This is a genomic window from Streptomyces subrutilus (genome assembly GCF_001746425.1).
GTDB lineage: Bacteria > Actinomycetota > Actinomycetes > Streptomycetales > Streptomycetaceae > Streptomyces > Streptomyces subrutilus_A.
In genome coordinates this window covers 4636485-4652107 of record NZ_MEHK01000001.1, presented here as the reverse complement: position 1 = coordinate 4652107, position 15623 = coordinate 4636485, and the positions used below count along the sequence as shown (strand labels likewise).

Here is a 15623-nt window from a genome sequence, read left to right as displayed (position 1 = left end):
GACGTCTGGGCGGGCGCGCAGTGCTGGTGGGGCTTACGGGGCCTGGGTGGGCTTCGGGGTCGGGGAGGTCGGGGCCGGGGATTCCTCGAAGTCCACCCGGCCCATGTGCCGGTTCATGGACTTCATCAGGGCCCACACGCCGACGGCGAGGGCCGCGAAGACGAGGAAGCCCAGGATGCCGGGGGTGACCTTGTTCTTGTCGAAGGTGTCACCCGCCAGCGGAAGGAGCTGGGTCAGTGCTGCCTGCGTAGCGCTCATAGCTACGCATTCTCCCGGATGCCCGCGAAGAGGTCGGACTCGGGGAGGGAAGTGTCGACGAGCGACTTCGCGAGCTCGTACTCCTCCGTGGGCCAGACCTCCCGCTGGATGTCCATCGGGACGCGGAACCAGCCGCCGTCCGGGTCGATCTGCGTGGCGTGGGCGACGAGCGCCTTGTCGCGGATCTCGAAGAAGTCCGCGCAGGGCACGTGGGTGGTCAGGGTCCGCTCGGTGCGCTCGAACTCCTTCCACCGCTCCAGCCACTCGCCGTACGGGGACTCCATGCCGCGCGAGAGCAGCGCCTCGTGCAGGGCGATGGTGCGCGGCTTGTTGAAGCCCTGGTTGTAGTAGAGCTTCTGCGGCTGGTACGCCGGGCCGTACTCGGCCTCCGGGTACTTCTCGGTGTCGGCCGCGCCGTCGAAGGCGACCATCGAGATCTTGTGGGTCATGATGTGGTCGGGGTGCGGGTAGCCGCCGTTCTCGTCGTACGTGGTGATGACCTGCGGCTTGAAGGCCCGGATCTTCTTCACGAGCTCGCCGGCGGCCTCGTCGACGTCCGCGAGTGCGAAGCAGCCCTGGGGCAGGGGCGGCAGCGGGTCCCCCTCGGGCAGGCCGGAGTCGACGTATCCGAGCCACTCCTGCTCGACGCCGAGGATCTCGCGGGCCTCGTCCATCTCCTTGCGCCGCACCTCGTGGATGTTCTCCTCGATGTACTTGTCGCCCTGGAGCTTGGGGTTCAGCACGGAGCCGCGCTCGCCTCCGGTGCAGGTCACGACCAGAACCGGCACCCCCTCGGACACGTACTTGGCCATGGTGGCCGCGCCCTTGCTCGACTCGTCGTCGGGGTGGGCGTGGACGGCCATCAGTCGAAGCTGCTCGGTCAAGACGGGATCCTCTGCAATTCGGCGTGACAGTCGGCTTCTATAGTGACCGAATCGGGGGACGGAAAATTCCGGGGGTGGGTCCACACGGATCCGGCCCCGCCCTGGCGGAAGGAACGATCGATGAGCGCGGTGCGCGAAGGGCTGCCCGAGGGTCGTTACGGCCGGTCGGCGGACGAGCGTGCGGATCGCAAGCTCAAGGTCGTGGGGGCCCTGATGGGGGCCCTGCTGCTGGGTGTGGTCGGGTGGATCGGCTGGGACTACCTCGCGGGGCAGAGCGTCAGCGCCGAGGTGATCAAGTTCCAGGTCGTCTCGGACACAGAGGTGAAGGTGCACTTGGAGGTCCGCAAGGAGTCCTCCGTCACAGGGGTGTGCACGCTCAGCTCGCAGGACAAGGAGCACGGCGAGGTGGGCCGGGCGGACTTCACGTTCGCGCAGGCCGAGGCGCGCGTGGACGAGGTCGTCTCGCTGAAGACGACGAGTCGCGCCACCATGATCGAGCTGGTCGGCTGCCAGCCTGCGGCCCGCTGAGCGCGGGGTTTCGCTACCCGGACGGCGGGCAATCGGACTCGCGGGTCCTCCCCCTTTTCTTCCCGAATTGTTAGGCTCGTGGTTTCGTCCGCCGCTGGCGGACTGTAGTCCCCTGTACCGACGAGGAGCATCCCGTGACCCAGACGAGCGAAAGCGTCACCTGGCTGACCCAGGCGGCGTACGACCAGCTGAAGGCAGAGCTGGACTACCTCTCTGGTCCCGCCCGCACGGAGATCGCCACGAAGATCGCAGCCGCCCGCGAGGAGGGCGACCTGCGTGAGAACGGCGGTTACCACGCGGCGAAGGAAGAGCAGGGCAAGCAGGAGCTCCGTGTCCGACAGCTGACGCAGCTCCTGGAGAACGCCAAGGTCGGGACCGCGCCCGCGGCCGAGGGCGTGGTGGCCCCCGGCACGCTCGTCAAGATCGCCTTCGATGGCGACGAGGACGACACCATGGAGTTCCTGCTGGCCTCGCGCGAGTACGCGTCCTCGGACTTCGAGACGTACTCGCCCCAGTCCCCGCTCGGCAGCGGTGTGCTGGGCAAGGCGATCGGCGAGGACGCCGAGTACGAGCTGCCGAACGGCAAGAAGGCCTCCGTCAAGATCCTTGACGTCAAGCCCTTCACCGGCTGATCACCCACTGCGTTCACGCGCCGATGCCCGGCCGGGTCCTCCCGGCCGGGCATCGGCGCGTCGGGGCGGCGCGCGGGTCCGCGTACGGGCCTACGCGGTCGCCGAGCGGTACTTGCGGACCGCGAGGGTCCGGAAGACCGCGATGATCAGCAGCGACCAGAGGACGGACGCCAGGACCGGGTGCTGCATCGGCCAGGCCGCCGGGGCCTCGTAGCCCGGCGGAAGGTTGCCGAAGAGCTCGCGGGCCGCCTGGACGGTGGCACTGAAGGGGTTCCACTCCGCGATGTGCCGCAGGAAGGTCGGCATGTTGTCGGAGGGGACGAAGGCGTTCGAGATGAACGTCAGCGGGAAGAGCCAGATCAGCCCGCCCGAGGTGGCCGCCTCCGGGGTGCGCACCGACAGGCCGATCAGGGCGCCGATCCAGGAGAAGGCGTAGCCGAGCAGGAGCAGCAGCGCGAAGCCGGCGAGCACCTCGCCGATGCTCGTGTGGGTGCGCCAGCCGACGATCAGGGCCACGATCGCGAGGACCACGATGGTCAGCGCGGTCTGGACGAGGTCGGCGAGGGTGCGGCCGGTCAGGACCGCGCCGCGGGCCATGGGCAGCGAGCGGAAGCGGTCGATGAGGCCCTTGTGCATGTCGTCGGCGATGCCCGCGCCCGCGCCGGCCGTGGCGAAGGTGACCGTCTGGGCGAAGATGCCGGCCATCAGGAACTCGCGGTAGGCGGCGGGCGAGGTGTTGCCGCCGACGCTGATCGAGCCGCCGAAGACGTAGCTGAAGAGCACGACGAACATGACCGGCTGGATCACCCCGAAGATGATCATCTCGGGGATCCGGGACATGCGGATCAGGTTCCGCTTGGCTATCACGAGGGAGTCGTTGACGCCCTGGACGAGGCCGCCGCGCGGGCGGGGCGCCGCCAGGTCCTGGAGCGCGGGGGAGCCCGGTGAGCCCGGGGTCGGGGAGGTGAGGGTCACTGCGCCTTCTCCTTCCGCGCCGCCTTGCGGCCCTTGGCGTCGGCGACGGGCTCGCCGTCGCCGTTCTCGTCGGTGGTCCGTTCGGCCGCGTGGCCGGTCAGGGAGATGAACACGTCGTCGAGGGTCGGGCGGCGCAGGCCGATGTCGTCGATCTCGATGCCCCGGCCGTCGAGCTCGCGGATGACCTCGGCGAGCAGCTTGGCGCCTCCCGAGACGGGCACGGTGAGCTTGCGGGTGTGATGCTCGACGGTGGTCTCGCCCTTGCCGAAGGCGGCGAGCACCTCGCTCGCGCCGGCGATCTGGTCGCGCTCGTGGACGACGACCTCGACGCGCTCGCCGCCCGTGCGGGCCTTGAGCTGGTCGGAGGTGCCGCGTGCGATGACCTTGCCGTGGTCGACCACGCAGATGTCGTGCGCGAGGTGGTCGGCCTCCTCCAGGTACTGGGTGGTGAGCAGCAGGGTGGTGCCGCCGGCGACCAGTTCCTGGATGATGCCCCACAGCTGCTGGCGGTTGCGGGGGTCGAGTCCGGTGGTCGGCTCGTCCATGAACATCACGGGCGGGCTGACGACGAGGGCGGCCGCGAGGTCGAGGCGCCTGCGCATGCCGCCGGAGTAGGTCTTGGCGGTGCGGTCGGCGGCGTCGGAGAGGTTGAAGCGCTCGAGGAGCTCCTCGGCCCGTGCCTTCGCGGCCTTGGCCTTCATCTGGTACAGCTGGCCGACCATCTGGAGGTTCTCGCGGCCGGTGAGGTACTCGTCGACGGCGGCGAACTGGCCGGACAGGCCTATGGCGCGGCGGACCTCGTTGGGGTGTTTGAGTACGTCTATGCCGGCGACGACGGCCTTGCCGCTGTCGGGGCGGAGCAGGGTGGTCAGGACACGCACGGTCGTGGTCTTGCCCGCGCCGTTGGGGCCGAGAAGACCCAGGACGGTGCCCTCGGGGACATCGAGGTCCACGCCGTCCAGAGCCCGTACGTCGCCGAAGGTCTTGACCAGGCCTTCGGCATAGATCGCGCCTGGCATATGGATTCTCCCAGTGTGAATCGGGCCAGCTGAAATCCGGTCATTCCTAGACAAAGCCTATGGGCGCCGGACATCGCTCGTCCGGCCCGGCGGGGACCTCTGCCTCTCCGCCGCCCGGCGCACGTTATCGCGTTATATCGCGAGCCGCCAGCCTCAGCTCATCACCGTGTACCCCGCGCTGTGCAGCGAGCGCGCGACCTCCGCGCAGTGCTCCGGGCCCTTCGTCTCCAGGTGCAGCTCCACCTCCACCTCCGTGAGCCCGAGCCGCGGGTCGGTCCGTACGTGGCTCACATCGAGTACGTTCGCATCGACCGCTGACAGCACCCCCAGGAGCCCGGCCAGGGCCCCCGGCCGGTCCGCCACCCGCAGCCGCAGCGACAGGTACCGGCCCGCCGCCGCCATGCCGTGGCGCAGGATCCGCTGGAGCAGCAGCGGGTCGATGTTCCCGCCCGACAGGACGGCCACCACCGGGCCCCCGCCGTACCGTTCGGGCTCGCTCAGCAGCGCGGCGACCGGGCTGCACCCGGCCGGCTCCACCACCAGCTTGGCCCGCTCCAGGCACAGCAGCAGGGCACTGGAGAGCGCGTCCTCGGACACGGTACGCACGTCGTCGAGGAGTTCGCCGATGATTCTGAAGGGGACGTCCCCGGGGCGCCCGACCTTGATACCGTCCGCCATCGTGTTCGGGTTGTCGATCGACACCGGGTGCCCGACCTTCAGCGAGGGCGGGTAGGCGGCCGCGCCCGCCGCCTGGACGCCGATCACCTTCACGTCGGGGCGCAGCGCCTTCACCGCGACCGCGACTCCGGCGGCGAGACCGCCGCCCCCGATGCCGACGAGGATCGTGCGCACCTCGGGGCACTGTTCGAGGATCTCCAGGCCCACCGTGCCCTGGCCCGCGATGATGTCGCGGTGGTCGAAGGGGTGGATGAACACCGCCCCGGTGCGGTCCGCGTACTCCTGGGCGGCGGCCAGGGTCTCGTCGACGACGTGCCCGTGCATGCGCACCTCGGCGCCGTACTCCTGGGTCGCGGCCACCTTGGGCAGCGGCGCGCCGAGGGGCATGAACACCGTGGAGCGGACCCCGAGGAGGGAGGAGGCCAGCGCCACGCCTTGCGCGTGGTTTCCGGCGGAGGCCGCCACGACGCCCGCGGCCCGCTGCTCGGGGCGCAGGCCGGCGATGCGCACGTACGCCCCGCGCAGCTTGAAGGAGCCGGTGCGCTGGAGGTTCTCGCACTTGAGGTGGACCGGGGAGCCGGTGAGTGAGGAGAGGTGCCTGCTGCCCTCCATCGCGGTCACCCGGGAGACGCCGGAGAGCATCTTCTGAGCCCCCCGGACGTCGTCGAGGATGACCTGTGGGACGGGCTCGGGCACGCGGTAGTTCATGCCGCCAGTCTCGCAGCACGCGGGCGTCCGGGCTCAGCGCGGCGAAGGGGGCGCGAGGGGGAGGCGGGGGAACCGCGGAAGGGGCCCGTACGGCCCCCGGAGCCGCCGCCGGAAGCAGGGCGGGAAGCAGCGCGGCGAGGAGGCGGGAAGGGGTGCGAGAAGGGCGAAATCACGCCATCCGGGGCGGCCTCGGAGCGCCCGCGCGGACCGGCCGTACTAGTTCTCGTACGCGCCGTACGAGCCACCGCACGGCCGCGTACGCTGTCCCCCATCCTTGTCGGACCCATGCGAAGAGAGCCCACGGCCATGCCTTCATCCCCGGCCAATTCCGATCTGCCCGCGGCGGGCGAAGCGCCTGCCGGAGCCGGGCTCCTCGACGCGCTCCAGCACCAGGTGGCGGTCTTCGCGCGGCGCGCCGAGCAGACCCGCCTGGGCGGTGTCGGCCAGGCCCGCAACTCGATGGACCGGGCCGCGTACCTGCTGCTGAACCGGCTCGACCTGGAGGGGCCGATGGGCGTCAAGGCGCTCGCCGGCGGCATGGGCATCGACTCCTCCACCGTGACCCGGCAGGTCGCCCCGCTGGTCGACGGCGGACTGGTCAAGCGGACCTCGCACCCCGAGGACGGGCGGGCCGTGGTGCTCGCCCTGTCGGCGCGCGGGCTGGCACGGCTGGAGGAGGTGCGCTCCTCGCGGCGCGAGCTGATGGCGCGCGTGACGGAGGAGTGGAGCGAGCAGGAGCGCGAGTCCTTCACGAAGCTGCTGACCCGCTTCAACCTGTCGCTGTCGGAACTGATGGCGGCCGTCGCCGACGCCGGCCCTGCGTCCTGAGTCTTGACCGGGGCGGACCCGCTGCCCGCACTATGTGAGGCATGCGGGCGGTAGGACAACGGGCGGGCTCCTACACGGAGTTCCAGGCCTTCGTCGCGGGTGCGGCGGGGCGGCTGCTGCACGTCGCGATCCTGCTGACCGGTGAGCCGGAGCCCGCGCGCCGGCTGCTGGCCGGCGCGCTGGCCCGGACGTACGCGCACTGGGCGCGGCTGCGCGGGGACGATCCGTACGACTTCACCCGCCAGGAGCTGTGCGCCGCCTTCGCCCGCACCGGCCGGCGCCACCAGGGAGGCCACGGCGTACTGGCCCGGCTGAGCCCGCTGGAGCGGCTCGTCCTCGTCCTGCGGATCTACGAGGGGGTCGCGGAGGAGGTCACGGCGGCGCAGCTCGGGTTGACGGCCGAGCGGGTGCGGGTGCTGTGCAATCGAGCCGTGGCGGAGCTGCGGTGAGCGGGTTCCCGGACCGGAAGGAGGACCGGGCCAGGCGGCTCATGGACGGCCCCTACCCGGCGGTCCCGGCGGGCCTGGCGGCCGGCGCGGCGGCCCGCGGCGACCGCCTGCTGCGCCGCCGCCGGGCGCTGCGCGGGATTGGTTGGGCGCTGCTCTTCGCCGCGGCGGCGGCCTTCACGGTCTGGGCCGCGCTGACGCAGCCGTGGACCACGCCGCCGGCGGACATCTCACCGCCCCTGGAGGGCTGGTGACCCAGCCCTCCGGGGGCACGGCCGTCAGCCCAGGGCCTGGGCCAGGTCCGCGAGGAGGTCGTCGGCGTTCTCGATGCCGACCGACAGGCGGACCAGGTCCGCGGGGACCTCGAGGGCCGATCCCACCACCGAGGCGTGCGTCATGCGGCCCGGGTGCTCGATCAGGGACTCGACGCCGCCGAGGGACTCGCCCAGCGTGAACAGCTTGGCGCGGTTGCAGACCTCGACCGCCGCCTCCTCGCCGCCGGCGACCCGGAAGGAGATCATCCCGCCGAAGTTCCGCATCTGCTTGGCGGCGATGTCGTGGCCCGGGTGCTCCGGCAGGCCCGGGTACAGGACCTGGGTGACCTTGGGGTGGCGGGTCAGCATCTCGGCGACCTTGGCCGCGTTCTCCGCGTGCCGGTCCATGCGCACGGCCAGGGTCTTGATGCCGCGCAGCACGATCCAGGAGTCGAACGGCCCGGCGACCGCGCCCATGGCGTTCTGGTGGTAGGCCAGCTCCTCGCCCAGCGCCGCGTCGGCGGTGACCAGCGCGCCGCCGACCACGTCGGAGTGCCCGCCCATGTACTTGGTCAGCGAGTGCAGGACCACGTCCGCGCCCAGCGCGAGGGGCTGCTGCAGGTAGGGGGAGGCGAAGGTGTTGTCCACGACCAGCCGGGCGCCGGCGGTGCGCGCGATGTCGGCGACCACGGCGATGTCGGTGATGCCGAGCAGCGGGTTGGACGGGGTCTCGACCCAGACGAGCTTGGTCTTGGGGGTGATCGCGGCGCGCACGGCGGCCGCGTCGGAGGTGTCGGCCACCGACCACTCCACGCCCCAGCGGGAGACGACCTTCGCGAAGAGGCGGAAGGTGCCGCCGTAGGCGTCGTTGGGGATGACCACGTGGTCGCCCGGGGAGAGCATCGTCCGCAGCAGGCAGTCCTCGGCGGCGAGCCCGGACGCGAAGGCCAGCCCGCGCCGGCCGCCCTCCAGCGCCGCGAGGTTCTCCTCCAGGGCGGTGCGGGTCGGGTTGGCGCTGCGGCTGTACTCGTAGCCGCCGCGCAGGCCCCCCACGCCGTCCTGCTTGTACGTGGACACCTGGTAGATCGGCGGTACGACCGCGCCGGTCAGCGGGTCCGCCGTGTTGCCCGCGTGGATCGCGCGGGTCTCGAAGCTCTGGTGCTCGTGGCTGTCGTCGCTCATGGGCAGAGCCTAAGCCCCCCTTGGGGATGACTGCTCTCCCGGCCGGGCCGTGGACGGTGGAGGGACCGCCATTGGCCTGCGGCCCCCTCGGTCTGGTTCGCTTGTGGCATGGAGATTCTGTGGTTCCTGTTCACGATCCTGTTGATCGTGTTCGTCATCGGTCCGTACATACGGCGCAAGCGCGGCGGTATCCGGCTCGTCGCCCCCGGCAGTCCGGACGCCGCCGACCCCGCGAACTACGGATTCGACCGGCAGGAGGACCTCGACATCCGGATCCCCGGGCCGGACCAGGACCTGATGGACGCCCTGGACCACGTCCGGGGCAGCGGCCAGTGGCAGGCGGCCTCGCAGCTGCTCGCCGGGACCCCGAAGGACGGCGAGCTGCGCTGGCAGCGCGTGCAGGCCTTCGGCGGGGCGGCGGCGCTGGAGCTCGTACAGCAGCCAGGGGTGGGCGCGCAGTGGCTGAAGGCGTGGCGGCTGGAGGCGGAGAAGGACGCGGGCGGCGCGCAGGTGCACGCGGAACTGCTGGTGCAGCAGGCGTGGCGGAGCTCGGGCGGCGTCGGCTCGCAGGACCACCGGATCATCCTGGAGGAGGCCCGGGAGGCGTGCCGCAAGGCGGCGCTGCTGTCGCCGGGCGACCCGGTCCCGTACATCACGGAGCTGGCGATCGCGCGGGGGCTCGCCTACTCGGAGGCCGAGTTCGACGTGCTGTGGGCGAAGGTCCTGGACCGGGCGCCGGCGCACATGGGCGCGCACCTGGCCGCGCTGCACTACTGGTGCGGGAAGTGGCACGGCTCGCGGGAGCACGCGGACGCCTTCTCGCACGCGGCCGCGGCCCGCGCCCCGCACGGCTCGCTGCTGGCGGCGCTGCCGCTGTTCGCGGTGTACGAGAACCTGCCGGACGTGGTCATGATCGGGAGCTTCTACCAGAGCGCGGTCGTGACGCGGGCGGTGGAGGGCGCGCTGTACGCGGTCCACACGGCGCGCCCGGACGACCCGATGCTGGCGCACGTACGGCACCTGCTGCTGCTGTTCCTGGTCAACATGGAGCGTTGGGCGGAGGCCATGGAGCAGGTCCGGCACGTGGACGGCTACGTGGGCGCCCTGCCGTGGTCGGCCTCGGAGGACCCGGCGGCCCAGTACGCGGTGTACCGCGCCCTGGCGGTGGCGGGCTACGAGGCGAACGGCGGCTCCCCGGCGACCCTGCCGGGCTGACGGGGGAGCCGACCGCGGCTCCGCGGCGGGGTCTTACGGAAGGACCGCACGGCCTGGTGGGGCGGCTCGGGAATCCGGGCCCGCCCGTGCCCGTTGTCATCCGTACAAGGAGGGAATCCATGTTCTCGTACCGCCGCACGCCCGAGCTCCCCACTCGCGAGGAGGCCCTGAAGGGCCGCCCTGAGCCGTTGTTCGACCTGCCCGCGAAGCACACCGTGCTGGGCAATCCGCTGGCCGGCCCCTATCCGGAAGGCCTGGAGGTCGCCGACTTCGGGCTGGGCTGTTTCTGGGGCGCGGAGCGCAAGTTCTGGCAGACCCCCGGGGTCTGGACCACCCTGGCCGGCTACCAGGGCGGCTTCACCGAGAACCCGACCTACGAGGAGGTCTGCTCGGGCCGGACCGGGCACACGGAGGTCGTCCGGGTGGTCTTCGACCCGGCGGTGGTCCCGTACGCCGCCCTGCTCAAGCTCTTCTGGGAGTCCCACGACCCGACCCAGGGCTTCCGCCAGGGCAACGACGTGGGCACCCAGTACCGCTCGGCGCTCTACACCCACTCCCCCGCCCACCAGCAGGCGGCGGAGGCCTCCCGCGAGGCCTACCAGCAGGTCCTCACCGCCTCGGGCCACGGCGCCATCACCACGGCGGTCCTCCCGGCGACGGACCGCCCGTTCTGGCCGGCGGAGGCTCACCACCAGCAGTACCTCGACAAGAACCCGGGCGGCTACTGCGGCATCGGCGGCACGGGCGTCAGCTGCCCGATCGGCGTGGCGCCGGCGCAGTAGCCCCCGCCCGCCTCGGGGGGAGCGGCGCCCGGCCCCCGGGGACCGCTCTGCGGCAGGCCGTCGCGCGGATCGCGCCGGCGGCGCTGCCCGCGTTCATCCGCGAGCTGGACGAGGCAGCGGACCGGTCCCGGCAGGGCTCCGCTCTCGCCCCCTTGCCTACAGCTTGAGCTGGTAGTACGCCGCGCCGCGCTCCCGGCGGTAGCCCAGGGTTTCGTTGACCGTGCGCATCGGGGTGTTCTCGTCCGCGACGGTCGTGGCGATCTGCCGGAGCGCGGGGTAGCGGTGCGCGGCCAGGTTCAGCATGCGCAGCTTCACCGCGCGCCCGAGGCCGTGGCCGCGGTGGGCGGGCACGACGACCGTGTCGTACTGGAGGGCGCGGGCCCCGCCGGGGTCCGGCAGGACCAGCTCCGTGTACGCGGCCACCTCGCCGGCCGGGGTGACCGCGGCGACCGTGGTCAGCTCGCCGCCCCGGTCCAGGATCAGCCGGTGCGCGGCGTGCAGCCGCTCGGCCGTCCAGGACTCGATCTTCTCGTCCATGTCCCCCGTCGGGGCGTCCTCCATCGCCCCGTGGGCCCTGGCCACGGCTCCCGCCCAGTCGTCCGGCACCAGGCCGTGCCACGCGTGCAGTTCGTAGCCGGGCGCGACCGGGACCGCAGCCCCTTGGCCGGCGGGCGGGGCCGGTACGTCCTGCGTGTACCAGGCCATCGGCAGGACGTTTTCGAACCCGAGCGACTCCGCGAACGCCTGCCCGGGCCCGCCGAGGTCCACCATCGCCGCGACCGAGGTCCGCCCCTGCGCGAGCAGTTCCCCGCGGACCTCCTGCCACAGGGCGCTGCCGATGCCCTGCCGCCGGGCGTCCGGACGGACCGTCAGCACGTCCAGGACCGCGGTGTGGCGGTTGGCCTCGTCCGTGAACAGGAGCAGTCCCGCCACGCCCTGCGCCTCGTCCGCCGCCCAGAGCACGGCCCGGGCCCGGGCCGGCGCCACGCACAGCCGCCCGGCGGCCTCCAGCCGGGAGGGCACGGGCAGCGTCGGCTGGTCGGCGGCCGAGGCGGCGACCAGGACCGCCCACCAGTCGTCCACCTGGGTGTTGGTCGGGGGCACGGGCAGAGCTCGGATCGTCATCCCCCGACCCTAGTCAGACTCCAGGGCCTGTGGTCAGGCGTTTTCGGTCACCGTCAGCCGGCCGCGGCGGACCGTCGCCGCCCGCGCCGCACGCTTCACGCGCGCGCTGTCCGGGTGACCGTGGCCGAGGCGATGAGGCCGTGCTCCGCGCAGCGCCCTTCCAGCAGGCGCATGACCTAGGCGTACGAAACGGCGGACGGCCGGGAACCGGTGGGGTTCCCGGCCGTCCGCCGGAGGTACCGCGAGGTCAGAGGAGGGGTCGGACGTGCCGTCAGACGGCCGCGCCCGCCTTCCACTCCGCCCAGTTCATGTTCCAGCCGTTGAGGCCGTTGTCCGGGGCGATGGTCTTGTCCGGGGAGTTGACCACGGTGACCACGTCGCCGATGAGCGAGTTGTCGTAGAACCAGGCCGCCTGCTGGTTCGGGTCGCCCGCGCCCTTGGCGTCGTTCAGGCCGACACAGCCGTGGCTGGTGTTGACGCTGCCGAAGATCGAGTCGGCGCCCCAGTAGTTGCCGTGGATGAAGGTGCCCGAGGTGGACAGCCGCATCGCGTGCGGGACGTCCTTGATGTCGTACTCGCCCTTGCCGTCGTCGTCCGTGAAGCCGACGGTGGCGCCGTTCATCCGGGTCTCCTTGAACTTCTCGGAGATCACCATCTGGCCGTTGTACGTCGGGTTCTCCGGGGAGCCCGCCGAGATCGGGATGGTCTTGAGGACCGCGCCGTCCCGGGTGACCGTCATCTTCTTCGTCTTCGTGTCGACCGTGGAGACCTGGCTGCGGCCGATCTTGAAGGTGACGGTCTTGCTCTGGACGCCCTGGACACCGGGCGCGCCCTGCACGCCCTCCAGCGCCAGCTTCAGCGTGACGGTGGAGTTCGCCTGCCAGTACTGCTCGGGGCGGAAGTCCAGCCGCTGCGCGCCGAACCAGTGGCCGACGACTTCCTGGCCGCTGCTGGAGGAGACGGAGATGGCCGCCTGGACCGCCTTCTTGTCCTTGATCGGCTTGTTGAAGGTGATCGAGACCGGCATGCCCACGCCGACCGTCTGGCCCTCGTCCGGGACGAAGGAGCCGATGAAGCTGTTCTCCGGGGAGACGGTGGTGAACGAGGCGTTCTCGTGCGCCTCGCGGCCGTCGGCGTCCTTCGCGGTGGCCGACAGGGCGTACTTGGTGGAGCGCTTGAGCGCGGCGTCCGGCTTCCAGCTCTTGCCGTCCGCGGCGATCTTGCCGGCCACGGCGGCGCCCTCGGCGGTCTTCAGCTCGACCTTGGTCAGCGTGCCGTCGCTGACGGCGACGTTGGCGGAGTCGTTCAGGCCGACGTTGGTGGCGCCGTCCTTGGGCGTGATGGCTATTCGGGCCTTCGAGGTGTCCTTGGCCGCCGCCGCGTCGACGTCCGCCTGGGATTTGCTGCTCTCGCTCGCGTTCGGCTTGTCCCCACCCCCGCCGTTGCACGCCGAGAGCATCAGTACACCGCCGAGCACGGCGGATACGGCCACCAGGGACCTTCTCCGCCGCTTGTTGTCCGTCCTCACACGCCACTCCATCGTTGCCGGAAACCCCGAGGCTGCCGTCCCGGGGTTGGGCCGGGCAGGGGGCATGGCCCCCTGCCTCGTCCTGACAACGCGTTAACGCGGCGGATCGGTTCCACATTCCGTTGGAGTGTGGGCGACCACACGGTCAGGCGTTGTCGGGTTCTTCGTCGAAGTCACCATCTTCCTCGTCCAGGTCCCACTCCATGGACTCGGGGTCGTATTCGACGGGCTCGCTGCTCCACGAGGCCTGCGCCAGCTCCACGCCCGGGATGTCGGCGACCAGGTCAGTGGGGTCGACCAGGTAGGCGAGCGCCTCCGACTCGTCCTCCCGCACGGCGGACTCGGCGTGGCCGCGCTCCTCGTCCGGCATGAACTCGTCGGCCTTGATGTGGTCGAGCGCGGCCCCCGTCAGTGCCTGTGGGTCCGGCACCTCAAGGACCAAATCGACCCGAAGCCGTACGTATCGTGATGTCTCAGAAGAGTTCATACGACGGAGCGTAAGCCCGCGGAAGCCCTGACTTTCCCACGACCCGCCCCTTTCCGTAGCATCACCGCACACGGCCAATTCGCTGCTGCCACAAGGGGGATCGCACCGTGTCCGCACGCCGACCGCTGCTCACCGCTCTCGGAGCGACCACCCTGCTCGCCGCCCTCTGGTTCGTGCCGTCGGCGGGCGCCACCGCGCCGGGGCCCGGCCAGGGCGGCTCCGAGCCGCCCGCCGCCGCGAACGCGGCCCGTACGGCCGCGCAGGCGCAGGAGGGCTCCGCGCAGCCGGGCCGCGCGCCGCAGGACCGGGCCCCCCAGGCGCCCGTCACCCTCGCCGACACCGGGTCCGTCGACACCACCCCCTACCTCCTGGGCGGCACGCTCTGCCTCGGCGTCGGGGCCGGCTTCGTGACCTTCTCCGTACGCCGCTCGCGCACCGCGTAGGGCGAAGGGGCCGCCCCGGTGGGGCGGCCCCTTCGCCTGCGGTGCGCTCCGGCGGCCGTCAGGCCAGCGGGCCCGTCACGCCCTCCACCGCGGCCACGAGGGCGCCCGTGCGGACGAACTCGTCGGCGGCGGCCAGGTCGGGCGCGAGGAACCGGTCCGGCCCCGGGCCCCGCACTCCCGCCGCGCGGGCGGCCTCGATCGCGGCGAGGCTCGCCGGGGCCGCGGTGAGCCCGTGGCGCAGCTCGATGGCGCGGGTGGCGGCGTACAGCTCGATCGCGATGATCCGGGTGAGGTTGTCCACGGCGGTACGGAGCTTGCGCGCGGCCGACCAGCCCATGGAGACGTGGTCCTCCTGCATGGCGGAGGAGGGGATGGAGTCGGCCGAGGCCGGCACCGCGAGCCGCTTCATCTCGCTGACCAGGGCGGCCTGGGTGTACTGGGCGATCATCAGACCGGAGTCCACGCCGGCGTCGTCCGCGAGGAACGGGGGCAGGCCGTGCGAGCGGTTCTTGTCGAGCAGCCGGTCGGTGCGGCGCTCGGCGATGGAGCCGAGGTCGGCCGCCGCGATGGCCAGGAAGTCCAGGACGTAGGCGACGGGCGCGCCGTGGAAGTTGCCGTTGGACTCCACGCGCCCGTCGGGCAGGACGACCGGGTTGTCGACGGCGGCGGCCAGCTCGCGGGAGGCGACCAGGGCGGCGTGCGCCATGGTGTCGCGTCCGGCGCCCGCGACCTGCGGGGCGCAGCGCACGGAGTAGGCGTCCTGCACGCGCGGAGCGGACTCCTCCTGGTAGTGCCCGGTGAGCCCGGAGCCCTTCAGGACGGCGGCCATGTTGGCGGCGGAGGCGCCCTGGCCGGGGTGCGGGCGGATGGCGTGCAGCTCGGGCTGGAGCACCTTCTCCGTGCCGAGCAGGGCCTCCAGGGTCAGCGCGGCGGTGATGTCGGCGGAGGTGTACAGCTTGCCGAGGTCGGCGAGGGCCATGACCAGCATGCCGAGCATGCCGTCGGTGCCGTTGAGGAGGGCCAGGCCCTCCTTCTCGCGGAGCTCGACGGGCTCGATCCCGGCTTCGGCGAGCAGTTCGCCGGCGGGGCGCACGACCCCTTCCGGGCCCTCGGCGTCGCCCTCGCCCATCAGCGCGAGCGCGCAGTGGGAGAGCGGCGCCAGGTCGCCGGAGCAGCCGAGGGAGCCGTACTCGTGTACGACGGGGGTGATCCCGGCGTTGAGCACGTCGGCCATGGTCCGGGCCACCGAGGGCCGGACGCCGGTGTGCCCGGAGGCGACGGTCTTGAGCCGCAGGAACATCAGCGCGCGGACGACCTCCCGCTCGACGCGCGGGCCCATGCCGGCGGCGTGCGAGCGGACGATGTTGCGCTGGAGCTGGGCGCGCAGCTCGGGGCTGATGTGCCGGGAGGCCAGCGCGCCGAAGCCGGTGGACACCCCGTAGACGGGCTCGGGCTTGGCGGCGAGCGCGTCGACGATCTCCCGGGAGCGGGCGAGCGCTTCGAGCGCCTCGCCGGACAGCTCGACCCGCGCGTTGCCGCGGGCGACGGCGATGACGTCCTCGGCGGTGGTCCCGGACGTCCCCACCACGACAGTGTGCATATCCATATTCAGCACCCTACGGATTGAATCGCTTCATGTCACCCCTTCCGA

At 72.0% G+C, this 15623-nt stretch carries 18 protein-coding genes; 8 read left to right on the top strand and 10 right to left on the bottom strand.

The genetic code is table 11. The features are described from left to right. Positions 1-33: 33 nt before the first annotated feature. Positions 34-258 (bottom strand): hypothetical protein, encoded by a 225-nt coding sequence (locus tag BGK67_RS22035; RefSeq protein WP_069921691.1) that lies wholly within the window; start codon positions 256-258, stop codon positions 34-36. A 2-nt stretch (positions 259-260) separates the two neighbouring features. After that, positions 261-1142, bottom strand: coding sequence for a mycothiol conjugate amidase Mca (gene mca / locus BGK67_RS22030; RefSeq protein ID WP_069921690.1), 882 nt, complete (start codon positions 1140-1142; stop codon positions 261-263). 120 nt (positions 1143-1262) lie between these two features. On the opposite strand from mca, the gene BGK67_RS22025 reads away from it, so the two are divergent. Together BGK67_RS22025 and greA are read left to right on the top strand one after the other, a co-directional pair. After that, positions 1263-1670 (top strand): DUF4307 domain-containing protein, encoded by a 408-nt coding sequence (locus BGK67_RS22025; protein WP_069921689.1) that lies wholly within the window; start codon positions 1263-1265, stop codon positions 1668-1670. Between the two features lie 134 nt (positions 1671-1804). After that, entirely contained in the window at positions 1805-2302 is a 498-nt protein-coding gene (gene greA, locus BGK67_RS22020; RefSeq protein WP_069921688.1) for a transcription elongation factor GreA, read from the top strand. 90 nt (positions 2303-2392) lie between these two features. On the opposite strand, the gene BGK67_RS22015 is transcribed toward greA, so the two are convergent. From BGK67_RS22015 to ilvA, 3 genes are all read right to left on the bottom strand, one after another. Beyond that, positions 2393-3277 carry an ABC transporter permease gene (locus tag BGK67_RS22015; protein ID WP_079154319.1) on the bottom strand — a complete coding sequence of 295 codons (885 nt, stop codon included), beginning with the start codon at positions 3275-3277 and terminating at the stop codon, positions 2393-2395. Further along, the gene (locus BGK67_RS22010; protein WP_069921687.1) at positions 3274-4296 is read right to left on the bottom strand and encodes an ATP-binding cassette domain-containing protein; all 1023 of its coding nucleotides are present in this window, start codon (positions 4294-4296) and stop codon (positions 3274-3276) included. Before BGK67_RS22010 ends, BGK67_RS22015 begins: the two co-directional genes overlap by 4 nt. Positions 4297-4449: 153 nt before the next feature. Continuing rightward, on the bottom strand, positions 4450-5682 hold the full coding sequence (gene ilvA, locus BGK67_RS22005) for a threonine ammonia-lyase (RefSeq protein ID WP_069921686.1): 1233 nt from the start codon (positions 5680-5682) through the stop codon (positions 4450-4452). Between the two features lie 306 nt (positions 5683-5988). Between ilvA and BGK67_RS22000 the strand changes: the two genes are divergently transcribed. Genes BGK67_RS22000 through BGK67_RS21990 form a run of 3 tightly spaced genes read left to right on the top strand, consistent with a single transcriptional unit; the run spans position 5989 to position 7210 of the window. Next, positions 5989-6510 carry a MarR family winged helix-turn-helix transcriptional regulator gene (locus tag BGK67_RS22000; RefSeq protein WP_069921685.1) on the top strand — a complete coding sequence of 174 codons (522 nt, stop codon included), beginning with the start codon at positions 5989-5991 and terminating at the stop codon, positions 6508-6510. A gap of 41 nt (positions 6511-6551) precedes the next feature. Beyond that, the gene (locus BGK67_RS21995) at positions 6552-6959 is read left to right on the top strand and encodes a sigma factor-like helix-turn-helix DNA-binding protein (protein ID WP_069921684.1); all 408 of its coding nucleotides are present in this window, start codon (positions 6552-6554) and stop codon (positions 6957-6959) included. Further along, entirely contained in the window at positions 6956-7210 is a 255-nt protein-coding gene (locus BGK67_RS21990; RefSeq protein ID WP_069921683.1) for a hypothetical protein, read from the top strand. The genes BGK67_RS21995 and BGK67_RS21990 overlap by 4 nt, the downstream gene beginning before the upstream one ends. 24 nt (positions 7211-7234) lie before the next feature. Here BGK67_RS21990 and BGK67_RS21985 read toward each other — a convergent pair whose 3' ends face one another. Then, positions 7235-8392 (bottom strand): cystathionine gamma-synthase, encoded by a 1158-nt coding sequence (locus tag BGK67_RS21985; protein WP_069921682.1) that lies wholly within the window; start codon positions 8390-8392, stop codon positions 7235-7237. A gap of 108 nt (positions 8393-8500) precedes the next feature. Between BGK67_RS21985 and BGK67_RS21980 the strand changes: the two genes are divergently transcribed. Both BGK67_RS21980 and msrA read left to right on the top strand, forming a co-directional pair. After that, positions 8501-9607 carry a hypothetical protein gene (locus BGK67_RS21980; RefSeq protein ID WP_069921681.1) on the top strand — a complete coding sequence of 369 codons (1107 nt, stop codon included), beginning with the start codon at positions 8501-8503 and terminating at the stop codon, positions 9605-9607. Between the two features lie 119 nt (positions 9608-9726). Continuing rightward, positions 9727-10389, top strand: a complete 663-nt coding sequence (gene msrA, locus BGK67_RS21975) for a peptide-methionine (S)-S-oxide reductase MsrA (RefSeq protein WP_069921680.1) — start codon at positions 9727-9729, stop codon at positions 10387-10389. 156 nt (positions 10390-10545) lie between these two features. On the opposite strand, the gene BGK67_RS21970 is transcribed toward msrA, so the two are convergent. The 3 genes from BGK67_RS21970 to BGK67_RS40115 form a co-directional block, all read right to left on the bottom strand. Next, positions 10546-11514, bottom strand: a complete 969-nt coding sequence (locus BGK67_RS21970; RefSeq protein WP_069921679.1) for a GNAT family N-acetyltransferase — start codon at positions 11512-11514, stop codon at positions 10546-10548. 271 nt (positions 11515-11785) lie between these two features. After that, on the bottom strand, positions 11786-13054 hold the full coding sequence (locus BGK67_RS21965) for a L,D-transpeptidase (RefSeq protein ID WP_069921678.1): 1269 nt from the start codon (positions 13052-13054) through the stop codon (positions 11786-11788). Positions 13055-13187: 133 nt separating this feature from the next. Further along, positions 13188-13472 (bottom strand): hypothetical protein, encoded by a 285-nt coding sequence (locus tag BGK67_RS40115; RefSeq protein WP_244291289.1) that lies wholly within the window; start codon positions 13470-13472, stop codon positions 13188-13190. A gap of 164 nt (positions 13473-13636) precedes the next feature. On the opposite strand from BGK67_RS40115, the gene BGK67_RS21955 reads away from it, so the two are divergent. Continuing rightward, positions 13637-13972, top strand: a complete 336-nt coding sequence (locus BGK67_RS21955; protein WP_069921676.1) for a hypothetical protein — start codon at positions 13637-13639, stop codon at positions 13970-13972. Positions 13973-14030: 58 nt separating this feature from the next. Here the strand turns inward: BGK67_RS21955 and hutH are convergent, their stop codons facing one another. Beyond that, positions 14031-15572: a histidine ammonia-lyase gene (hutH, locus tag BGK67_RS21950; RefSeq protein WP_069921675.1), complete on the bottom strand. Its 1542-nt coding sequence runs from the start codon at positions 15570-15572 to the stop codon at positions 14031-14033. Positions 15573-15623 lie beyond the last annotated feature (51 nt).

Coding starts and splice junctions, on each gene's coding strand:
- BGK67_RS21995 (WP_069921684.1), top strand. CDS start 6,552: ATGCGGGCGGTAGGACAACGGGCGGGCTCCTACACGGAGTTCCAGGCC.
- hutH (WP_069921675.1), bottom strand. CDS start 15,572: ATGCACACTGTCGTGGTGGGGACGTCCGGGACCACCGCCGAGGACGTC.
- BGK67_RS21980 (WP_069921681.1), top strand. CDS start 8,501: ATGGAGATTCTGTGGTTCCTGTTCACGATCCTGTTGATCGTGTTCGTC.
- BGK67_RS22000 (WP_069921685.1), top strand. CDS start 5,989: ATGCCTTCATCCCCGGCCAATTCCGATCTGCCCGCGGCGGGCGAAGCG.
- BGK67_RS22035 (WP_069921691.1), bottom strand. CDS start 258: ATGAGCGCTACGCAGGCAGCACTGACCCAGCTCCTTCCGCTGGCGGGT.
- msrA (WP_069921680.1), top strand. CDS start 9,727: ATGTTCTCGTACCGCCGCACGCCCGAGCTCCCCACTCGCGAGGAGGCC.
- BGK67_RS21985 (WP_069921682.1), bottom strand. CDS start 8,392: ATGAGCGACGACAGCCACGAGCACCAGAGCTTCGAGACCCGCGCGATC.
- BGK67_RS22025 (WP_069921689.1), top strand. CDS start 1,263: ATGAGCGCGGTGCGCGAAGGGCTGCCCGAGGGTCGTTACGGCCGGTCG.
- BGK67_RS21965 (WP_069921678.1), bottom strand. CDS start 13,054: ATGGAGTGGCGTGTGAGGACGGACAACAAGCGGCGGAGAAGGTCCCTG.
- ilvA (WP_069921686.1), bottom strand. CDS start 5,682: ATGAACTACCGCGTGCCCGAGCCCGTCCCACAGGTCATCCTCGACGAC.
- BGK67_RS22010 (WP_069921687.1), bottom strand. CDS start 4,296: ATGCCAGGCGCGATCTATGCCGAAGGCCTGGTCAAGACCTTCGGCGAC.
- BGK67_RS21970 (WP_069921679.1), bottom strand. CDS start 11,514: ATGACGATCCGAGCTCTGCCCGTGCCCCCGACCAACACCCAGGTGGAC.